This window comes from Streptococcus constellatus (genome assembly GCF_902167705.1).
Lineage (GTDB): Bacteria > Bacillota > Bacilli > Lactobacillales > Streptococcaceae > Streptococcus > Streptococcus constellatus_A.
The window spans coordinates 38,734-59,865 of sequence record NZ_CABHMZ010000017.1; the positions used below are offsets into that span (position 1 = coordinate 38,734).

Annotated in this window: 17 protein-coding genes and 1 pseudogene; 9 read left to right on the forward strand and 9 right to left on the reverse strand. The window is 38.6% G+C overall.

Annotation, left to right across the window (positions count from 1 at the left end):
* Window positions 1-205 precede the first annotated feature (205 nt).
* Window positions 206-646, reverse strand: a complete 441-nt coding sequence (gene argR, locus FQ204_RS04915) for an arginine repressor (RefSeq protein WP_144209337.1) — start codon at window positions 644-646, stop codon at window positions 206-208.
* Between the two features lie 103 nt (window positions 647-749).
* Between argR and argS the strand changes: the two genes are divergently transcribed.
* Entirely contained in the window at window positions 750-2,438 is a 1,689-nt protein-coding gene (argS, locus tag FQ204_RS04920; RefSeq protein ID WP_144209340.1) for an arginine--tRNA ligase, read from the forward strand.
* Window positions 2,439-2,490: 52 nt separating this feature from the next.
* On the opposite strand, the gene nrdI is transcribed toward argS, so the two are convergent.
* The 4 genes from nrdI to malQ all read right to left on the reverse strand — a co-directional run bounded on the left by nrdI (window position 2,491) and on the right by malQ (window position 7,913).
* Window positions 2,491-2,946, reverse strand: a complete 456-nt coding sequence (gene nrdI / locus FQ204_RS04925; protein WP_144209343.1) for a class Ib ribonucleoside-diphosphate reductase assembly flavoprotein NrdI — start codon at window positions 2,944-2,946, stop codon at window positions 2,491-2,493.
* Between the two features lie 75 nt (window positions 2,947-3,021).
* Window positions 3,022-3,531, reverse strand: coding sequence for a hypothetical protein (locus FQ204_RS04930; RefSeq protein WP_144209345.1), 510 nt, complete (start codon window positions 3,529-3,531; stop codon window positions 3,022-3,024).
* A gap of 571 nt (window positions 3,532-4,102) precedes the next feature.
* A complete protein-coding gene (glgP, locus tag FQ204_RS04935) occupies window positions 4,103-6,364 on the reverse strand; it encodes a glycogen/starch/alpha-glucan family phosphorylase (protein WP_144209348.1) in 2,262 nt (753 codons plus the stop codon).
* Between the two features lie 25 nt (window positions 6,365-6,389).
* Window positions 6,390-7,913: a 4-alpha-glucanotransferase gene (malQ, locus tag FQ204_RS04940; protein WP_144209351.1), complete on the reverse strand. Its 1,524-nt coding sequence runs from the start codon at window positions 7,911-7,913 to the stop codon at window positions 6,390-6,392.
* A 327-nt stretch (window positions 7,914-8,240) separates the two neighbouring features.
* Here malQ and FQ204_RS04950 point away from each other — a divergent pair, with 327 nt between their 5' ends.
* The 6 genes and pseudogenes from FQ204_RS04950 (at window position 8,241) to pulA (ending at window position 15,707) form a co-directional block, all read left to right on the forward strand.
* Window positions 8,241-9,500, forward strand: a complete 1,260-nt coding sequence (locus tag FQ204_RS04950; RefSeq protein ID WP_144209353.1) for an extracellular solute-binding protein — start codon at window positions 8,241-8,243, stop codon at window positions 9,498-9,500.
* 72 nt (window positions 9,501-9,572) lie between these two features.
* Window positions 9,573-10,868 (forward strand): annotated as a pseudogene (locus FQ204_RS04955) (ABC transporter permease subunit).
* A gap of 1 nt (window position 10,869) precedes the next feature.
* A complete protein-coding gene (locus FQ204_RS04960) occupies window positions 10,870-11,712 on the forward strand; it encodes a sugar ABC transporter permease (RefSeq protein ID WP_144209356.1) in 843 nt (280 codons plus the stop codon).
* 95 nt (window positions 11,713-11,807) lie between these two features.
* Complete coding sequence (locus FQ204_RS04965) at window positions 11,808-12,620, forward strand: DUF1189 domain-containing protein (RefSeq protein ID WP_144209359.1); 813 nt, start codon at window positions 11,808-11,810, stop codon at window positions 12,618-12,620.
* Window positions 12,621-12,631: 11 nt separating this feature from the next.
* Window positions 12,632-13,618 (forward strand): LacI family DNA-binding transcriptional regulator, encoded by a 987-nt coding sequence (locus FQ204_RS04970; protein WP_144209362.1) that lies wholly within the window; start codon window positions 12,632-12,634, stop codon window positions 13,616-13,618.
* Between the two features lie 13 nt (window positions 13,619-13,631).
* Window positions 13,632-15,707: a type I pullulanase gene (gene pulA, locus FQ204_RS04975; RefSeq protein WP_144209365.1), complete on the forward strand. Its 2,076-nt coding sequence runs from the start codon at window positions 13,632-13,634 to the stop codon at window positions 15,705-15,707.
* Between the two features lie 103 nt (window positions 15,708-15,810).
* Here pulA and FQ204_RS04980 read toward each other — a convergent pair whose 3' ends face one another.
* From FQ204_RS04980 to hisS, 4 genes are all read right to left on the reverse strand, one after another.
* Window positions 15,811-16,746 carry a YitT family protein gene (locus tag FQ204_RS04980; RefSeq protein ID WP_144209368.1) on the reverse strand — a complete coding sequence of 312 codons (936 nt, stop codon included), beginning with the start codon at window positions 16,744-16,746 and terminating at the stop codon, window positions 15,811-15,813.
* The gene (gene aspS / locus FQ204_RS04985) at window positions 16,739-18,487 is read right to left on the reverse strand and encodes an aspartate--tRNA ligase (RefSeq protein WP_144209371.1); all 1,749 of its coding nucleotides are present in this window, start codon (window positions 18,485-18,487) and stop codon (window positions 16,739-16,741) included. Before aspS ends, FQ204_RS04980 begins: the two co-directional genes overlap by 8 nt.
* Window positions 18,488-18,606: 119 nt before the next feature.
* The gene (locus FQ204_RS04990) at window positions 18,607-18,813 is read right to left on the reverse strand and encodes a hypothetical protein (RefSeq protein WP_144209516.1); all 207 of its coding nucleotides are present in this window, start codon (window positions 18,811-18,813) and stop codon (window positions 18,607-18,609) included.
* Window positions 18,814-18,891: 78 nt separating this feature from the next.
* Window positions 18,892-20,172: a histidine--tRNA ligase gene (gene hisS, locus FQ204_RS04995; RefSeq protein WP_144209374.1), complete on the reverse strand. Its 1,281-nt coding sequence runs from the start codon at window positions 20,170-20,172 to the stop codon at window positions 18,892-18,894.
* 228 nt (window positions 20,173-20,400) lie between these two features.
* Here hisS and rpmF point away from each other — a divergent pair, with 228 nt between their 5' ends.
* Together rpmF and rpmG are read left to right on the forward strand one after the other, a co-directional pair.
* Window positions 20,401-20,583: a 50S ribosomal protein L32 gene (rpmF, locus tag FQ204_RS05000; protein ID WP_003026691.1), complete on the forward strand. Its 183-nt coding sequence runs from the start codon at window positions 20,401-20,403 to the stop codon at window positions 20,581-20,583.
* Window positions 20,584-20,598: 15 nt separating this feature from the next.
* Window positions 20,599-20,748: a 50S ribosomal protein L33 gene (rpmG, locus tag FQ204_RS05005; RefSeq protein WP_003026692.1), complete on the forward strand. Its 150-nt coding sequence runs from the start codon at window positions 20,599-20,601 to the stop codon at window positions 20,746-20,748.
* The last annotated feature ends 384 nt before the right edge of the window (window positions 20,749-21,132 follow it).

A 21,132-nucleotide genomic window follows, 5' to 3' on the forward strand; every position in this document is an offset into this window, starting at 1 on the left:
TCATCCTTTCTGATTATTAAATAACGCCAAGAGGACGTAGAAATCAATTGTTTCGTAGAAACTTGAGTTCTGTTTCACTCCCATTGTGCCTGAGAAACTCTAAACTGACTAAAATCAACAGAGCTTCTCCAAAGCACTGCGCCTTATCATTATAACGATATAAACAAACCAAGCTGAGCACTTCTGTCCCAGCTTCATCATTCTCTTAATCCATTTTCTCAAGAAGCTGCTCTTCCATTTGTTTTGCAGCTGCTGTATCACGACAGATAACTAAGAGCGTATTTGCTCCTGCTACCGTTCCCAAAATCAGCTCTCCTTTATTGGCATCCACAAAATTAGCTAAAATAGAGGCATCCCCTAAGCGCGTATGAAGAACCAAGGAAAATTCAGCCCGAGAAACGCCTTGCAAATGATAAGATAAAAATTCAACCAGATCAATCTTGTTTGTTTCATCCGCTAAAACATAATAAACTTCATTGTTTTTCTTGGCTTTGGTTAAACCAATTTCTCGTAAATCCCGAGAGAGAGTTGTCTGCGTAACAACAATTCCTTGTGCTTTCAAACGATCCTGAATATCTTTCTGTGTGCTTAGTTTCTCTTCCTTAATCATTTTCTTGATCAGTTTATGACGCTCAGTTTTTTTCATTTTATCCTCAACAATGTATATTTATACCCTAAATTATATCAAAAAGATTGAAGATTCGTCAAAAAATATGTTAAAATACTAGTAAAAGACCAAAGGAGAAACCATGGATAATAAACAATTGATTGCAAGTGAATTGGCTAAGGTAATTGACAGCCTAGACCAAGACGCTATTTTAAATTTACTAGAACAACCAAAAAGCTCAGAGTTAGGTGACATTGCCTTTCCTGCCTTTTCTTTAGCAAAAGTAGAACGCAAGGCTCCTCAAGTTATTGCTGCAGATATTGCAGAAAAGATTGATACGACAAACTTTGAAAAAGTTGTGGCAACAGGTCCTTATGTAAACTTCTTTCTTGATAAATCAAAAATTTCAGCTCAAGTTATCAAAGAAATTGTAAAAGAAGGAAATGACTATGGGCAACAAAACGAAGGGCATGGAGAAAATGTTACCATTGACCTTTCAAGTCCAAACATTGCAAAGCCTTTCTCAGTTGGTCATTTGCGCTCAACCGTTATCGGAGATGCTCTCTCTAACATCTTCCGTAAATTAGGCTACAACACCATTAAAGTCAACCACTTGGGGGACTGGGGAAAACAATTTGGACTTTTGATGGTTGCTTATAAAAAATGGGGCAACAAAGAAGCCGTTGAAGCAAATCCTATTGATGAGCTCTTAAAACTTTACGTTCGTATCAACGCAGAAATTGAAACAGATCCTGAACTTGATGATGAAGGGCGTCTTTGGTTCAAAAAATTAGAAGACGGTGACCCTGAAGCTACTGAATTATGGCAATGGTTCCGCGACGAAAGTCTGAAAGAATTTAACCGTATCTATAAATTGCTTGGTGTTGAATTCGATAGTCTAGCTGGTGAAGCCTTCTATAACGACAAGATGGACGAAGGAATCAAAATCCTGGAAGAAAAAGGGCTGCTAGAAGAGTCTAAAGGAGCTAGCATTGTCAACCTTGATGATGTTAATCTACCACCAGCTATGATTAAAAAATCTGACGGTGCCACTCTGTATATCACCCGTGATATTGCTACGGCCATGTACCGCGCTCGTACTTATAACTTCGTTAAAAATGTTTATGCTGTAGGTCAAGAACAAGCTAACCACTTCAGACAACTGAAAGCTGTTTTGAAGAAAATGGGATTTGACTGGAGCGACGATATGATTCACGTAGACTTTGGTTTGGTGACAAAGAATCGTCAAAAATTGTCTACACGTAAAGGAAATATCATCCTTCTTGAACCAACTCTTCAAGAGGCTATCAGTCGTGCTAAATCACAAATTGAAGCCAAAAATCCTGACCTTGAAAACAAAGAAGCTGTGGCTCATGCCGTCGGAGTGGGAGCTGTTAAATTCTACGATTTGAAAACAGACCGTCGCAACGGTTACGACTTTGATTTGGAAGCAATGGTATCCTTTGAAGGAGAAACAGGACCATATATCCAATACGCTTATGCACGTATCCAATCAATCCTTCGTAAAGCTGACTTCAAGCCAAACGTTGAAGCAACATACAGCTTAGATGATGCTGAAAGTTGGGAAATCATTAAACTGTTGCAAGATTTTGCTCGTGTTGTCAAACGCGCAGCTGACAATTATGACCCGTCACTCATTGCAAAATATGCAATCAGTCTTGCACAAGCATTTAACAAATTCTACGCACATACTCGTATCTTGGACGAAAGTCCTGAACGTGACAGCCGTTTAGCTCTCAGCTATGCAACAGCTATCGTTCTAAAAGAAGCTCTTCGTCTTCTCGGCGTTGACGCCCCAGAAAAAATGTAATATTTCTAACTGCATTAAAAAGCCTATCGGTAAGTTCCGATAGGTTTTTGTATTACATTCCATATAATGCTTCGATTTTCAGACCAATTCGTTTGACATCTTCATTCAAGCCACGAAGTTCAAATGTATCCAAGACTGGAAAACCGAATCGCTCTGAATATTGCTTCGCTGTTAGACAATATTGGTTGTTAAAATTACGATTGCCACTGCCAACAATGCCAAAACAACGTTTGTAATTTTCTTCAAAAGCAATAAAATCTCCCAAATCATTAGTGAGGATTTCGACATCTCCATTGTCCAAACCATTTCCACCTTCTAAGTAAGTTGGCAAAAAGGCTACAAAAGGCTGAGGCATGGCATAAAATGGTCGCTTCTCTTTCACCATATCTTTTATATCCACTTGCTCAATTTCCACATCTTCATGTCGCTCTTGCAAAAATGCAGATAAGCGTTTTATAAAACTGGCTGTATTACCACTTAAGCTAATATAAACTAAGGAAATCTTCATCTTTTCTCTCTTTCTAAAAATAAAACATATCTATCATTCTCTTAAAATTTTAAGCTGATAGATATGTTTTGTCAACTATTGCAATTCTTCTTTTGCCAAGTCTTGTTGTTGCCGTCTCATCTTGAAAAAGACAATAACAAGGAACAGAATATTAAAAGCAAAATAAATAATAGTCAAAACTCTTGTTGATGAAATTGCCGCGTCACGCATCGTTTGATCCTTATAAAGATTGTTGAGCGGCATACCACCGATATAATTGTAAATTGCCCCAATAATCCCTAATAATACATAGGCAATATAGGCAAAATTAGCATACAAAATATTTTTCTTGATGATGAAAACAATGGCAGCAATCAACAATAAAATTGAAAGGACAACTAATATTTTATGCGGAATATTATGAAGAAAGACAAGACTTCTTTCAGTTACTTCCACAATTTGTTTGACTACCGCTTCAGACAAACCTTTGTACGAACTTGTATTGGTTATTTTTTCACTGCCAAAAAAAGTTCCTACAAATGTAAAAGATGATAAAATAGCCGACAATGTCAGCAATACGTATAAATAAATTGGTCGTTTTTTCACAATAAGCCTCCTGATTGAAAGAGTTTCCAGTTTTATTTATTATAACGTAAGCAGTCAAAAATGGCAACAAAAATAAACAAAATTGCAAAAATGTCCTCTGCTTACACTATCAAAAATCATGGAGTCTGGGACAATAATGTCTAAGACTCAACCTGCTCTTGTTGATATACGAGTAGACAGCAAGTGACTGCTCAAAGCGCTGCTTTGCAGTTCCGCTTCATTCCCCAGCACAAGAAGATATGAAAGCCACCTAATAAAAGGAGCCGGAGCACTTTTGCCCAGCTTCCTTTGTTTATATAGTCAGAATGATAAGATGCAGTGGTTTGGAGAAGCTCTAGTGCCTTTAGTCATGTAGAGTTCCCCATGCACAATTGATTAGACACTTTAGTGCCAATCACTACTGAATGGGCTCTAAGACGTTGATCAATCAACTTTTACAGCCCTTTTGACACCAAGCGTCACTTGACTTTATTTCCAACCTCGAAATTCCCCAAACCTTTCGAGCCGTACGGAGGTGGACACTGAAATCAAGTTTCTATGAAACGACCGATGTCTGTCCCAGTCTTTTAAACTAAGCGTTCAAATGCCAAATTTCATCGTTGTATTGAGCAATAGTGCGGTCTGCTGAGAAGAAGCCTGCTTTTGCAATGTTGACAAGAACTTTTTCGAGCCAGACATCACGGTCTTCATAATCCGCAAACATACGCTCTTTTGTTTCGATATAGTCTTCCAAGTCAAGAAGCGTCATGAACCAGTCTTTGTTAATCAATTCATTATAAAGACGTTCCAAGCGCTCTTTCTTACCAACTGCAAGAACTGCATCACTAACAATGAAATCAACCAACGGTTTGATTGCTTCACGAGCATAGAATTCACTTGATTTGTAAGCTTCTTTGGCATACAAATCAATAACTGTTTCAGAATCTTCACCGAAGATATAAATGTTGTCATCGCCGACTAATTCATGAATCTCAACATTGGCACCATCTGACGTACCAAGTGTCAAAGCACCATTCAACATGAATTTCATGTTACCAGTACCTGAAGCTTCTTTAGAAGCAAGAGAAATTTGTTCAGAAATGTCACCAGCTGCAATTAAGAAGCTAGCTGCCGTTACGTTGTAGTTTTCAACCATGACGACTTGCAAGTATGGAGAAACTTCTGGATCGTTAGCAATTACTTCTGACAAGCAAAGAATCAAATGAATAATGTCTTGAGCAATTGTGTATGCCGGAGCAGCTTTCCCACCAAAGAAGACTGTAATTGGACGCGCAGGAATGTTTCCAGCCTTGATGTCCAAGTATTTGTGAATGACATAAAGAGCATTCATTTGTTGGCGTTTGTACTCGTGAAGGCGTTTGATTTGGATATCAAAGATTGATTCAGGATTGATTTCAACACCTTGCTGCTCTTTCAAGTGGCGAGCCAGTTTCCGTTTGTTATGCGCTTTGATTTTTTCAAGTTCAGCTTTTACATCAGCTTTGCCAGAAAAATCAAGTAAATCTTCTAATTTTGAAGCATCATGGTGCCAATCGCGACCAATTAAGCTATCAATGTAATTTGACAAGCGTGGGTTTGCGTGCATGAGCCAGCGACGGAAGGTGATTCCGTTTGTTTTATTGTTGAATTTTTCTGGATAAATGTCGTAGAAAGCTTTTAGCTCTGAATTCTTCAAAATTTCTGTATGAAGGGCAGCAACACCATTTACGCTATATCCATAGTGAATATCCATGTGAGCCATGTGCACACGATGATGCTCGTCAATAATTTGAACAGCTGGATCTGCATATTCTGCTTTCACACGCTTATCCAATTCTTTGATGATTGGAACCAAGTGTGGAACAACTTCTTCCAAGAATTCAAGTGGCCATTTTTCAAGCGCCTCAGCAAGAATTGTATGGTTTGTATAAGCCGTCATATTCTTAACGATGCTGATTGCTTCATCAAGAGAAATACCACGTTCTGTTAGGAGACGAATCATTTCTGGGATGACCATTGAAGGGTGAGTATCATTGATTTGGATAACAGCATAGTCAGCCAAGTCATGAAGATTGCTACCTTTTTCAATCGCTTCATCAAGAATCAATTGAGCACCATTTGATACCATGAAGTATTGTTGGAAGATACGGAGCAATTCACCTTGCTTATTGCTATCATCTGGATAAAGGAATAGAGTCAAATTACGAGCGATATCTGTCTTATCAAAGTCAATCCCATCTTCAATGATACTTGCATCAACTGAGTCAAGATCAAACAAGCGAAGACGGTTTTTAGCAGCTGTTTTGTAACCAGGCACATCAATATCATAAAGAGTTGATGTTAAGGTGAAATCAGCAAATGGCACTTGATAGCTGCGGCTTGATTTTACCAACCAATTTTGCTCTGTTAGCCAGAAGTTTGGCACTGTGGTTTGCTCATTATTTTTCAAGACTTGTTGGAACAGACCAAAGTGATAATTTAATCCAACACCATCTCCATTCAAACCAAGAGTTGCAATCGAGTCAAGGAAACAAGCAGCCAAACGTCCCAAACCACCATTCCCAAGTGAAGGTTCTAATTCTACTTCTTCCACTTCAATCAAGTCTTTACCAGCATCTGCCAATTCTTTTTTGACATCATCATAAAGACCAAGGTTAATCAGGTTATTTGACAAAAGTTTCCCAATTAAAAACTCTGCAGAAATGTAGTACAATTTCTTTTTGCCAGTATTGACTGGTTTTTGTGCACTAGCTAATTTTGTATAGTTTAAAAGGGCAATATACAATTCTTCATTGCTACATTCGGCAATTTCTTTTTGATAAGTTTGTTGGATAAATTCTTGTAAATTTGACATTTTTTCTCCTACCTAGAAAAGAACGTTACAATTCATTCTCTTTCTTTAATAAATTTTTATTTAAACGACGATACGTTTTCGTCAAGCTATATAACTCTGCTTCAATCACAGGGTCCAATTCATCTGCTGTCATACGCCATGACCAATTGCCACCAATGCTTGATGGATAGTTCATGCGAGCTGATCCGTCTAGTTCAAGCAAATCTTGCATGGTCGCAATAGCCATAAAGCTGACAGAAGCAAAGATAGTCCGTAGCATAGCATGAGGTACTGTTTCATATTCTTTGCGATTGATGTATTGAGCCATATATTCACGTGTGGCATCATCAATTTCATCGCGATACCAACCAAGTACCGTGTTATTATCATGCGTACCTGTGTACATTACAGAATTGTTAGGTGCAAGATGTGGACTATCAATACTTTCAGACTCTGGATTAAAGGCGAATTGAGTGACTTTCATACCAGGGAAGCCCGTCTTTTCACGCAAAGCAATCACTTCGTCGGTCATAAAGCCCAAATCCTCAGCAATAATATTCAAATCACCCAACTCTTCTTTCACTGCCTTAAACAAAGCATAGTCAGGACCCTCAACCCATTTACCAGGAGCTGCTGTATCGGAACCAGCAGGAATTTCCCAGTAAGATTCAAATCCACGGAAGTGATCAATACGCACTACATCGTAGATTTTGAAGCTTTCGCGTAAGCGTTCGATCCACCAACTATAACCGTCTTCATCCATTGCTTTCCAGTCATAAATTGGATTCCCCCAAAGTTGACCGGTTGCAGAAAATTCATCTGGCGGACATCCAGCTACGCTTGTAGGCTGACCTAGTTCATCTGTTTTAAAGAAATGCGGTTGCGCCCAAACATCACAGCTATCAGCTGCCACATAGATTGGCATGTCTCCAACAATTTCAATGTAATGTTCATTAGCATACGCCTTTAATTCTAACCATTGTTTAAAGAAAAGGTATTGCGTTACACGATGATAAGTTAATCTGTCTGCTAACTTTTCGCGATAGCTAGCTAAACTTGCTGCTTCACGGTGACGAATAGCTGCATCTGGCCATTCCGTCCAAGCTTTCAAGTCAAAATGCTCTTTTATCGCCATGTATTCAGCAAACACTTCAAGCCATGACGCATTGTCAGCTACAAATTTTTCATAGGCTGCTAAATCTCCACGTTCTAAGAAGCGTTTCACAGCTTTTTCCAAAACAGGTCTGCGATTGTTAAACACTTTCGCATAATCTACTTTTCTTGGATCTTGACCAAAGTCTAATCCTTCAAGATCACTTTTTACAAGCAGTCCTTCTTCAACCAATCGATCAAAATCAATAAAATGTGTATTTCCCGCAAATGCAGAGAAGGACTGGTACGGAGAATCTCCATAGCTTGTCGTTCCTAAAGGCAAAATTTGCCAGTAACGTTGCTTGGTTCTCACCAAGAAATCTACAAAATCGTAAGCACTTTTCCCAAATGAGCCGATTCCGTATTTTCCTGGTAGAGAAGAAATATGCATGAGAACACCACTTTGACGCTCTTTCATCTTTTTCACCTCAATAAATTTTTCTGTTAAATTTTGCATTCATTTAACGAAAACGTTTGCGTTAATTTGATTATAACTTAATTCTAGAATGGACGCAACCATTTTTCTACTTTTTTTGTAAATTTTTAAAATATTTTAAACATTTGAATCCTTTTCTTCTATATTTACCAATATTTTTGAGAAAGAAATAAAAAATTTTTAAGATTTTTTCAAAAAAGTATTGCAACCGTTTTCTATTTGTGGTATACCAGTCATAGTTCAAGAAAACGTTTGCGTAAACTAATTAAATTGTTATCTTATTATTTTATTCTTTAGGAGGAATAAATCATGAAACGTAAAATGTTGAAAAGTGCTGCAGTTCTTGGAACTGTAGGGTTGGCTAGCTTGCTTTTAGTAGCTTGCGGAAATAAGACTAGCAAGTCTTCTTCTAGTGACGGCAAGAGTGTTACAGTTTATGTAGAAGAACAGTATAAGAACTACATGCAAAAAGCTGCGGATGCTTTTGAAAAAGAAAGCGGCACAAAAGTTACTATTAAGACTGGTGACCAACTTAAAGGTCTTGAAAATCTTTCACTTGACAACCAATCTGGCAAAGCTCCAGACGTTATGATGTCACCATACGACCGCGTAGGTAGCCTCGGTACTGACGGTCAACTTTCAGAAGTGAAACTTGACAAAGGTTCAATGACTGATGACACAACTAAAGCACTTGTAACAACTAAAGGTAAAACTTATGGTGCTCCTGCTGTTATCGAAACATTGGTTATGTACTACAATAAAGATCTTGTTTCTAAAGCACCTACTACTTTCGCTGAATTAGAAGAGCTTGCAAAAGACAGCAAGTACAATTTTGAAAACGAATCTGGTAAAACAACTGCTTTCCTTGCTGACTGGACAAACTTCTACTACACTTATGGTCTGTTAGCTGGTAATGGTGGTTACGTCTTTGGTAAAAATGGTACAGATCCTAAAGACATCGGTCTTGCAAATGACGGTTCTATTAAAGGTATTGAATACGCTAAATCTTGGTACGAAAAATGGCCAAAAGGAATGCAAGATTCTTCAGGTTCTGCTAACTTGATTCAAACACAATTCCAATCAGGTAAAACAGCTGCAATCATTGAAGGTCCTTGGAAAGCTTCATCATTCAAAGAAGCTAAAGTAAACTACGGTGTTGCTACTATTCCTACACTTCCAAATGGTAAAAACTATGAAGCCTTTGGTGGTGGTAAAGCTTGGGTCATCCCTGCAGGATCTAAAAACCCTGAAGCTGCTCAAAAATTTGTCAACTTCTTGACATCAACTGATCAACAAAAAGCTTTCTACGATGCTACAAATGAAGTTCCTGCTAACACAGAAGCTCGTAAATATGCTGAAGGAAAGAACGATGAATTGACTTCAGCTGTTGTTAAACAGTTCCAATCTGCTCAACCTATGCCAAATATCTCTGAAATGAGCACTGTATGGGATCCAGCAGGAAGCATGCTCTTTGATGCTGTAAGTGGTAAAAAAGACGCTAAAACTGCTGCAAATGATGCCGTTAAATTGATTAAAGACACTATTGATCAAAAATTTGGTAAAAAATAAAACAGTTTGTGGTAGACAGAACTCGATTGGCAGCACCAGTCGAGTTCTATATTTTAGACAAAGGAGGCTCTAATGACTACACAACAACAGCCTAGTAAAGCATTGCTGCTCTCCCTCATTCCAGGACTTGGGCAAATCTATAATAAACAAAAAGCAAAAGGGGCTATCTTCCTAGGAGTTACCGTTGCGTTTTTGATTTATTTCTTCGCCATAGCTGCTCCTGAGCTAGGAAATTTAATCACTCTTGGTGAAATGCCTGGGCGTAACAACTCTCTTTTCATGCTGATTCGTGGTGCATTTCATCTTATTCTTGTCATCGTTTATTTTATCTTTTATGCTTTAAACTTAAAAGATGCTCATACAATTGCGAAACGTTGGAATAATGGTTATCCAGTTCCTACAACTTTCAAAGATATGGTCAAAGGAATTTATGCTAATGGTTTTCCTTACCTATTGATTATTCCTTCTTATATCGCAATGACTTTTGCTATCATTTTCCCTGTATTGGTTACACTATTGATTGCCTTTACAAATTATGATTTCCAACACTTGCCACCAACCAAGCTTTTAGACTGGGTAGGGGTGACAAACTTTACTAATATTTGGCGGCTTAGCACATTCCGCTCTGCCTTTGGCTCCGTTCTATCTTGGACAATCATTTGGGCACTGACTGCTTCAACCGTTCAAATCGTTATCGGTATTTTTACTGCTATTATTGCAAATCAGCCATTTATTAAAGGGAAACGGATCTTTGGGGTTATCTTCCTATTGCCTTGGGCTGTTCCAGCATTCATCACTATTTTGACATTCAGTAACATGTTCAACGATAGTATCGGTGCTATCAATACGCAAGTCATTCCATTGCTTGGTAAAGTATTGCCATTCTTAAATGGGCATTTGATTCCTTGGAAAACAGACCCAACTTGGACAAAAGTTGCTTTGATTATGATGCAAGGCTGGCTTGGATTCCCTTACATCTATGTATTAACACTTGGTATCTTGCAATCTATTCCAAACGATCTTTATGAAGCGGCTTATATTGACGGTGCAAATGCCTGACAAAAATTCCGCAATATCACTTTCCCAATGATTTTAGCAGTTGCTGCTCCAACACTTATCAGTCAATATACCTTCAACTTCAACAATTTCTCTATCATGTACCTCTTTAATAGTGGTGGTCCTGGTACAGTTGGTGGAGGTGCAGGTTCGACCGACATCCTCATCTCATGGATTTATCGTTTGACGACAGGTGCAGCTCCTCAATATTCAATGGCGGCTGCGGTAACACTTATCATTTCTCTTATCGTGATTTCAATCTCCATGATTGCGTTCAAGAAATTACATGCATTTGATATGGAGGATGTGTAAGATGAATAATTCTATTAAATTTAAACGTCGTTTAAACCACTTTTTAACTTATTTCTATTTAGTGGCTTTATCTGTTATCATTATCTATCCTCTCTTGATTACGATTATGTCCGCCTTCAAGACAGGAAATGTCCTTGCATTCAAACTGGATACAGATATCAATTTTAGCCTTGAAAACTTTAGCAAGCTCTTTACCGAAACTCTTTACGGTACTTGGTACTTCAACACTTTAATCATTGCTATCTTGACAATGATTATCCAAACAAGTATAGTAGTACTAGCTGGTTACGCTTATAGCCGTTATAATTTCCTAGCTAGAAAACAAAGTTTGGTCTTCTTCTTAATCATTCAAATGGTGCCAACAATGGCAGCACTTACTGCCTTCTTCGTTATGGCTTTGATGTTGAACGCACTCAACCAAAGTTGGTTCCTCATCTTCCTTTACGTTGGTGGTGGTATTCCAATGAATGCTTGGCTCATGAAAGGGTACTTTGATACAGTGCCGATCTCACTTGATGAGTCTGCTAAATTGGACGGGGCTGGTCACTTCAGACGTTTCTGGCAAATTGTCTTGCCACTCGTTCGTCCAATGATTGCTGTACAAGCTCTCTGGGCTTTCATGGGACCATTCGGAGACTATATCTTATCTAGTTTCTTACTTCGTGAAAAAGAATTCTATACAGTTGCTGTTGGTTTACAAACCTTTGTTAGTGATGTGAAGAATTTGAAGATTGCCTACTTCTCAGCAGGCGCTATCTTGATTGCTTTGCCAATCTGTATCTTATTCTTCTTCCTACAAAAGAACTTTGTATCTGGTTCAACAAGTGGTAGCGACAAGGGATAATCTTGTCCCACCCTCTTTTATTTATAGTTGTATGATAGCCAATAAACATAGTTTATTGGTCGTCACCTGATTATAAATTTTAGAAAGAATGTCTTATGTTACCTTACCCATTTAATTATTTTTCTAGTATTTATGGTTTTAAAAAACCTTTTACCAATCGGAAATTACTGACCTGGTTTCAGCTGATTTTTACAAGTATCTTTTTAATTTCGCTGTCCATGATACCAGTTGCTATCCAAAATGCATCTCTCAAGACTTATCCCCTCACTACTTTTGTAGACGGTGTTTTTAACCCTCTCACAAAAGAGACAATGGACGATATCACAAAGAATGCTAAAATAGAAAATCAGCTATTCAGCTATTCAGGTCAGCAACCAGCTCACAATAGCAAAGCGGGAACTGTCCTTCTGGGGCAAGAACAAACAGCCTTAGGAGAAAAGCTAACGCTTGCTTTTGAGCCAAAGCAATTGATTATCAGTAAAAAAGGAAGAAAACTAGCAAACATTCAATATCAGCACATCAATCAAGTCGCTTTGAAAGACAAAGCCACTCTGAGTGCAGCTATTTCACAAGACTGGTTCCAACAAAATCGTATCACTGTCAGTCTATTCTTGATTTTGATTTCAGGATTTCTGCTGGCATTAAACTTCTTTATTGTCCTTTTAGGAGCCACATTCTTCCTTTACTTAACGAAAAAATCTCGTCTCTTTTCTTTTAAAACAGTCAAAGAATGCTATCACTTCGCTTTGAACTGTTTAGGTTTGCCAACATTGATCGCTGTCGCGGCAGGACTATTGTTCGGTCAAGCCATGACCACTATGATTACCATTCAAAACATTCTTTTTGTTCTTTATCTCGTCATCATTTTCTATCGGACTCATTTCCGTGATGAAAAAATGAAAAAGTAGGGGGTTCTTTTATGCGAGTTACTATCAAAGAAGTTGCTAAGTTAGCAGGAGTTTCTCCGTCCACTGTTACCCGTGTGATTCAAAACAAATCCAGCATTAGCGATGAAACGAAAAAAAGAGTCCGCAAGGCTATGAAAGAATTGAATTATCACCCTAATCTCAATGCACGTAGTCTTGTTAGCAGTTACACACAAGTCATTGGGATTGTTTTACCTGATGATTCAGACACTTTTTATCAAAATCCGTTCTTTCCTTCTGTTTTTCGCGGAATTGCTCAGGTGGCTTCTGAATTTCACTATGCTATCCAAATTGCAACCGGAAAAAATGAAAAGGAACGCATGGAAGCTATTTCCCAAATGGTTCTTGGCAAACGAGTAGACGGACTCATCTTTCTCTACTCTCAAGAAAATGATCCACTAGTGAAAATGGTCAGTGAAGAACAATTTCCTTTCTTAATTCTAGGAAAATCTCTTTCTCCCTTTATTCCTTTGGTGGATAATGACAATATCCAAGCGGGATATGATGCAACAGAATATTTTATCAAAAAAGGCTGCCGAAATATTGCTTTTATCGGTGGTAGCAAAAGACTATTTGTAACGCAAGATCGTTATAAAGGATACCAAAAAGCGCTAGAAGATTACCATTTAGAGCTTGACCCTCAAAATACAGCCTTTGCAAATGAATTTTTGGAAGACAAAGGATATCAATTTACCAAACGTCTTCTCAGTCATGATACAAAAATTGATGCTATTATCACAACAGACAGTATGCTGGCAGAAGGAGTTTGTAATTATTTAAATGAAAATCAATTGTCTGTTCCCACTCTAGCCTTTGATTCTATTAAACCCAAACTTGATTTAACAGCTTATGTAGACATTAACACATTAGAGCTAGGGCGGGTTTCGTTCAAGACTATTCTACAAATTATCAATGATACCAAAGAAAATCGACAAATTTGCTATCGCCAGTTGATTCCACATCGCATTATCGAACGATAAAGAAAGGAAGTTTATGGCTTTCCGAACATTCCAAGCCTATTTAGATGATCAAAGTCTCATCACTATTGAGTTAGAAAAACAATTTTATGCCGAATCATTACAATTTACAATTGAAACGGTTAATCGTGCAGAAACTTTACGGATAAGAGCTGTAGGAGAACATGACAACTTCGTGCAATACAGTCTTGCTCCTCTTGAACCGCTGGATTTAGCCAGCCATTATTGGATTTACGACCAAGATCGCAATAAAACTTTCTTACAATTTCGCCATATTGTGAGAAAACCGATTTTTGACCAAACCTTTGCCTACAACGGAAGTGATTTAGGAGCTCATTATACTCCACAAGCAACGACTTTTAAGCTCTGGGCACCAATTTCTGAACAAGTATTGCTTCATTTACAAAATGACATCTACCCAATGACGCTCGGAGAAAAAGGAGTTTGGCAAACAGAAGTCTCTGGAGACTTTGACGGGACGGCTTATTACTATCTACACAAAGTGAATGGCCACTGGGTGGAAGTTCACGACCCTTATGCCCTATCTTCTGAAAGCAATTCTGGGGCTAGTTACGTGATTAACCTAGAGAAAATTTCTCGTCCTATCCAACGAGCAGCAACACAAATTTCAATGACAAAAGCCATTATCTACGAGATGAGTGTGCGAGATTTTTCCATGCAAAAAGAAGCTGAGTTTTCTTACCCTGGTAAATTCAAATCCCTAACAGAGTCTCCGCAGTTGCAAGAGCACACTTTAGGAATGGATTACATCAAACAGCTTGGAGTATCTCACATTCAGCTCATGCCTTTGTATGATTTTGGCAGCGTTGATGAAAATCATCCAGAACTCGTGTACAACTGGGGCTATGACCCTATGCAATACAATCTTCCTGATGGCAGCTTTGCAACAAATCCACATGATCCTTATACAAGAATCGTTGAATTGCAAGAAGCAATCGCTGCTTATCATCAAGCCGACATCAGTGTGATCATGGACGTGGTTTACAATCATGTCTATGATCCTAAAGCCTATGCCTTTGAAAAAATCGTTCCAGGCTATTTCTTCCGCTATGATCACAACGGCAATTTAACAAATGGTACGTTTTGCGGAAATGATGTAGCCAGTGAACGAGCAATGGTTCGTAGCTATATTAAGCATTCCCTCAAACAGTGGTTGACAATCTACGGATTTGACGGATTCCGCTTTGACCTCATGGGTATTTTAGATATAGAAACCATGAAGCAGATTGCAGAAGAATTAAAGCCTCTCTATCCAAATGTCTATCTTTACGGAGAAGGCTGGCGTATGAATACGGGACTAGATAGCAATAGACTCGCTCATCAATTCAATGCTGACAAATTACCAAGCTATGGATTTTTTAACGATCATTTTCGCAATACAATAAAAGCAACCATTGCAGAAGGGCAACGATTATCAGAGGCTCATTCACTAAATTCTATAGAGAATGTCCTAACTACTAATATTGGCTTCACAGGTACTGAGCACTTTATCGCACCGCAACAAGCAATCAACTATGTAGAATGCCATGATGATGCAACTGCTTTTGACTATTTTGCGATACAAAATCCAAAGATTGATTTGAAGGAGCGGCTTGATAATGCCCGTCTCGCTCTGCATCTCTCCTTACTGGCACAAGGAGTGCCTTTCATCCACAGCGGGCAAGAATTTTTCCGTAGCAAAAATCTCATTGAGAATACGTATAATACCCCAGACACTATCAATCGTCTAGATTGGCTACGCTCCATTGAATATGAGAAAGATGTACAATTCATTCGGCATCTCATTCAATTTAGGAAAACCAACCCGCTTCTCAGTTTGGAAACAAGAACAGAAATTAAAGATTACTGTTCTGTCGAATGGCTAAGTGATTCTGTGGTCGAATACAAAATTAAAGAAAAAGAAGATCAAATCACGATCCTCATTAACTTTGGAAACGAAGCATTTAGCTATCCAAATCAGGATAAGCAAGCTATTTTTATCAACTATCCAGAGATCAGTCTTGACGTTCCTCTCAATACTAACAAAGATTCCTATACTGTCCCTGCAAAACAAGTTCTCGTACTTAAATAATCGTAACCACCCGTTAGTGAATTGCAACCCAAAAGCTACGAGAGGGATTTAAAGTCACATAACAAAAAACATCAGATTGGCTAAACAAACCAATCTGATTGTTTTATTCTTCTACGAAACGCCCAAGAATGTGGACATTATCTGCTACTGATACAAAGGCATGTGGATCGATTTTACGCATAATGTGCTTGAATTCATTAAATTCTGCACGTGTAATAACTGTAATCAAGACCGCTTTTTTCTCATGATTGTAAGTGCCTTCTGCGCCATTGATGATTGTTGCGCCGCGATGCAACTTATTGTGAATTTTTTCAATGACCGCTTCAGGATGACTGGTGATAATCATAGCCTGCATCTTCTTTTGCTTGGTAAAGACTGCATCTGTCACACGGCTTGAGACAAAAATCGTAATCATCGAATAAAGCGCGTATTTCCAGCCGAAGGTCACACCCGCAATAATCATAATCGTCCCGTTGACAATAAAAGAAATATTTCCGACATTTCTGCCCGTTTTCTTCCGAACCGTCAAGCTGACAATGTCCGTCCCACCACTAGAAATATTGGAACGCAAAGCAAAACCAATCCCCATTCCCATGATGACCCCACCGAACAATGCGTTGATAATCGGATCATTTGTTAAAGTCACTTCAGGAACAAACTGGATAAACAGCGAGCTCATAGAAACGGTAATGAAAGTAAATACCGTAAACTTGTGCCCAATTTGATACCAAGCCAAAATCATCAGTGGGATATTGATGAGATAAAAAGTTACAGAAACCGGAATAGTAAATCCTAGAAAACGCGTACTTAAAGCAGCCAAAATCTGCGCCAATCCAGTCGCACCACTTGAATAAACATGCCCCGGTTGAAAGAAGAGATTAACTGCAACTGCAGATAGAAAACCATAGATGAGTGAAGCAGAAATCTTTTCATCGTACTTCTCACGGGAGATACTCTTCAGTACTCGTATCAACTTAAAATTATAGGCCAAACGGCGCAAATGATAACGAAATCGTTTATAAATCTTAGTTTTATTCATGACTTTCTACTTGTAAACTTAATTCTTCAAGTTGTTTAGTGTCCACTAGGCTTGGCGCCTGTGTCATGGGATCGCTTGCTTTATTATTTTTAGGAAAAGCAATTACTTCACGGATATTTTCCTCACCAGCCAGCAACATGACAAAGCGATCGAGTCCAATTGCTAGTCCACCATGCGGTGGGAAACCATAATCCATTGCTTCTAGCAAGAAACCAAATTGATCAGCAGCTTCTTCTTTAGAAAAACCAAGGGCTTTAAACATTCGTTCTTGCAAATCTTTGTGGTTAATACGAAGACTTCCACCGCCCAATTCATAACCATTCAAGACAATATCATAAGCAATAGCACGAACCTTGCTCAAATCACCTTCTAATTCATGAGCTGTATCTTCTTGTGGAAGGGTAAAGGGATGGTGTGCACTCATATAGCGACCTTCTTCTTCCGACCATTCGAACATTGGCCAATCCACAATCCAAAGGTAATTAAATTTCGATTCATCAATCAAGCCCAGCTCTTTTGCCAAACGTGTACGTAAGGCACCCAGTGCTGCATTTGCTACTTCAAGTGTATCCGCTACAAAAAGAACCAAATCATTGTCTTCAAGTTGTAAAGCATCTGTCAACTTAATTGTCAAGTCTTTCAGAAACTTAGCAACTGGGCCGTTTAATTCACCTGATGCCACTTTCACCCAAGCAAGTCCTTTTGCTCCATACTGTTTTGCTTGCTCTGTCAACTTATCAATATCTTTGCGAGAATATTTATCAGCAGCATTTTTCACAACAATTGCTTTAACTGCTGGTGCTTCGGAGAAAACTTTGAAGTCAACTTCCTTGACAAGTCCTGTCAAGTCTTGTAACAGCATCTCAAAACGTGTATCTGGCTTATCACTTCCATATAAAGCCATTGCATCATCATAGTTCATGCGTGGGAAGGGCAGAGAAACCTCAATTCCCTTTGTTTCTTTCATCACTCGAGCAATCAAGCCTTCTGTGATATCTTGAATTTCTTGATCAGATAGGAAAGAAGTTTCTAAGTCAACCTGTGTAAACTCTGGTTGACGGTCTCCACGCAAATCCTCATCACGGAAGCATTTAACAATTTGATAATAGCGATCAAACCCCGCATTCATCAACAATTGCTTTGTAATTTGAGGACTTTGTGGCAATGCATAGAAATGGCCTTGGTTGACTCGACTTGGTACCAAATAATCACGCGCCCCTTCTGGAGTTGACTTAGTAAGAAACGGCGTTTCCACATCAATAAATTCTAACTCATCCAAGTAATTGCGAATAGAATGTGTTACCTTAGCCCGCAATTTCAAATTTGCTAACATTTCAGGACGACGAAGGTCTAAATAACGATAGCGAAGACGTGTATCATCATTCGCTTCAATACCGTCTTTGATTTCAAATGGAGTCGTTTTGGCCGTATTGAGAACTGTCAAATTCTCCACATGCAGTTCAACAGCACCCGTTGCCAATTTATCATTCGCCTGCGTACGAGCTTCTACTTTTCCAGTCACTTCAATCACATATTCGCTTCGCAAACTTTCGGCTGTTTCCATGACTTCTTTAGCCACATTTTCAGGATTGATAACCAGCTGCATAATGCCTTCACGGTCACGTAAATCAATGAAAATCAGTCCTCCCAAGTCACGACGACGAGACACCCAGCCTTTCAAAGTGATTTCTTGACCGACATGTTCACTACGAACACGCCCAGCATACATTGAACGTTTCATTTTTATTCTCCAAACTTTTAATTCTTTTACTATTTTACCACAAAAGCGATGAAAAAGAAGGCTGCTTTTCAAAAACTTCTTATCTTAACCTAATCTCCTCATAAAAAGGAGATTAAGGCTCATTTCTTAATCTCTTTTTCATATAATTCAGGGCGCAAAGCCTTGACAACATAACTTGATGCTAAGCGCAACAGCCCCGCTGCTAAGCCAAAAATCGGTGCTAAAAATCGAAAGAAGAAGTCCCCTCTCACAAAATAAGCAATGCCACCTATGACTAGAAAGACTATAATAAACTGAATCATGGATGGGATGATAATCTTTTTCATCATTCATTCAACCTCTACTTTACACTACCTACATAATGATAGCAAAAAGCCATTGACTGGCTTTTGCATTCTTCTCCACTAAAAACCTACTTGTTCAAAAATTGTTTGAAAATCTTCTTGAATCTGATTTAAATCAACCGTTAATTCTTCACGAGTGTGATTATTTTTGACGGTAACTTGGTTGCTTTCAATTTCACTTTCGCCAAGAGTTATCAACACTTTAGCAGAAAAAGCGTCTGCTGACTTGAATTGCGCTTTCAACTTACGGTTTAAATAATCACGCTCAGCTGTAAATCCTTGCTTGCGAAGTGCTTGTACAATTTCCAAAGCTTTACTATTGGCACCGTCTCCCAAAACTGCAACATAAACGTCTAAGCTATCCTCCAGCGGTAATGCCACACCCTGCTTTTCAAGAACGAGAAGCAGGCGCTCCACGCCCATTCCAAAGCCAAAACCAGCCGTCTCTGGTCCACCAAAATAAGCAACGAGGCTATCATAGCGACCGCCTGCACAGATTGTCAATTCATTACCTGCCACATCTGCAATAAACTCAAAAATCGTATGATTGTAATAATCCAATCCGCGAACCATGTTGGTATTGATAACATAAGGAATTTTTAGTGCTTCCAACATCGAACGCACAGCTTGAAAATGCGTTTGGCTTTCCTCATCTAGATAATCCAGGATAGAGGGTGCATTTTCAACAGCGAGTTTGTCTTCCTTTTCCTTACTGTCTAGCACACGGAGAGGATTTTCTTCTAGACGACGCTGGCTATCTTTAGAAAGACTGTCTTTCAACGGCGTCAAATAATCAATCAAGGCTTGACGGTAAGCGACACGACTCTCCGCATTTCCCAAACTATTCAACTGCAACGTTACACCGTGAATACCAATTTCATTGAAAAATTGAGCTGCCATAGCGATTGTCTCCACATCTGTCGCAGGATTGTTGGAGCCAAAACACTCTACACCAATCTGATGAAACTCACGCAAACGTCCTGCCTGAGGGCGTTCATAGCGAAACATAGAGCCCATATAATAAAGTTTCACCGGCTTTTGGACTTCTGGGGCAAAGAGCTTATTTTCCACATAAGAACGTACAACTGGTGCTGTTCCTTCTGGACGCAAAGTAATGTGACGGTCGCCTTTGTCATAAAAATCATACATTTCTTTGGTCACAATATCAGTCGTGTCGCCAACAGAACGACTAATCACTTCATAATGCTCAAATAGTGGGGTACGAATTTCTGCGTAATGATATTTTTTTAATGTTTTGCGAGCAAATTCTTCTACATATTGCCATTTGACAGACTCTTGAGGGAGAATATCCTGAGTCCCTTTCGGTTTTTGTAATTTCATAGCTTTCCTCTTCATTCATATAATATAATTATTTTACCACAAGTAGCAGATTTTGAGGACAGTTTCAGTATATTTTCTCTAAAAAGCTAGCACGCTCTGCTATTTTCCAAAAAGTAAAAGAAAATCTGTCAAGTAACTTTACTTTACAAAAATTTTTTGATATACTATTACAGTTGATGAAAATCAAAGAGATTGAATCGAACTTATATTAAAAGGAGAATAAAGAAAATGGCAGTACCTGCACGTCGCACTTCAAAAGCGAAGAAAAACAAACGCCGCACTCACTACAAAATTACAGCTCCATCTGTACATTTTGACGAAACTACTGGAGATTACTCACGTTCTCACCGTGTATCCCTCAAAGGATACTACAAAGGACGTAAAATCGCCAAAGCTGCAGCAGCAGAATAATAGAAGGGAGCTATCATGCGCGTAAATATCACACTTGAACACAAAGCATCTGGTGAACGCTTGTACCTTACTTCTAAAAACAAACGCAACACTCCAGACCGTCTTCAATTGAAGAAATACTCACCAAAACTGCGTAAGCACGTGGTCTTCACCGAGGTGAAATAATTGAGATCAGAAAAGCCTATGAAACCAACGTTTCTAGGCTTTTTTGTCCTTACTAAGTGGATTGTTTTAGTGTAACCAATTCAATTATATTTCCACAGCTTGCATACAATGTAAGCGTCTATATCTTGCAACTCTTAAAACAAATTTACTGTTTTTGATTTATTCTTTGTGGCTATATTTCTTACCCTTATTGATAAAAATAGACTTAAATAAAACAACTATAAAAATAATGAGCCAAGCTAGTTCTGAGAAAATTATCATAACCTTCTCTGTCACTTCCATTTTATAGGAAATGGTGACACTATTTTTAGCATTTGGAAGTTGCTGGAAAGTGGGAGTTCCGATAGCACTTAAATTTAAGAGGTCATTATTCAATTGCTTCCC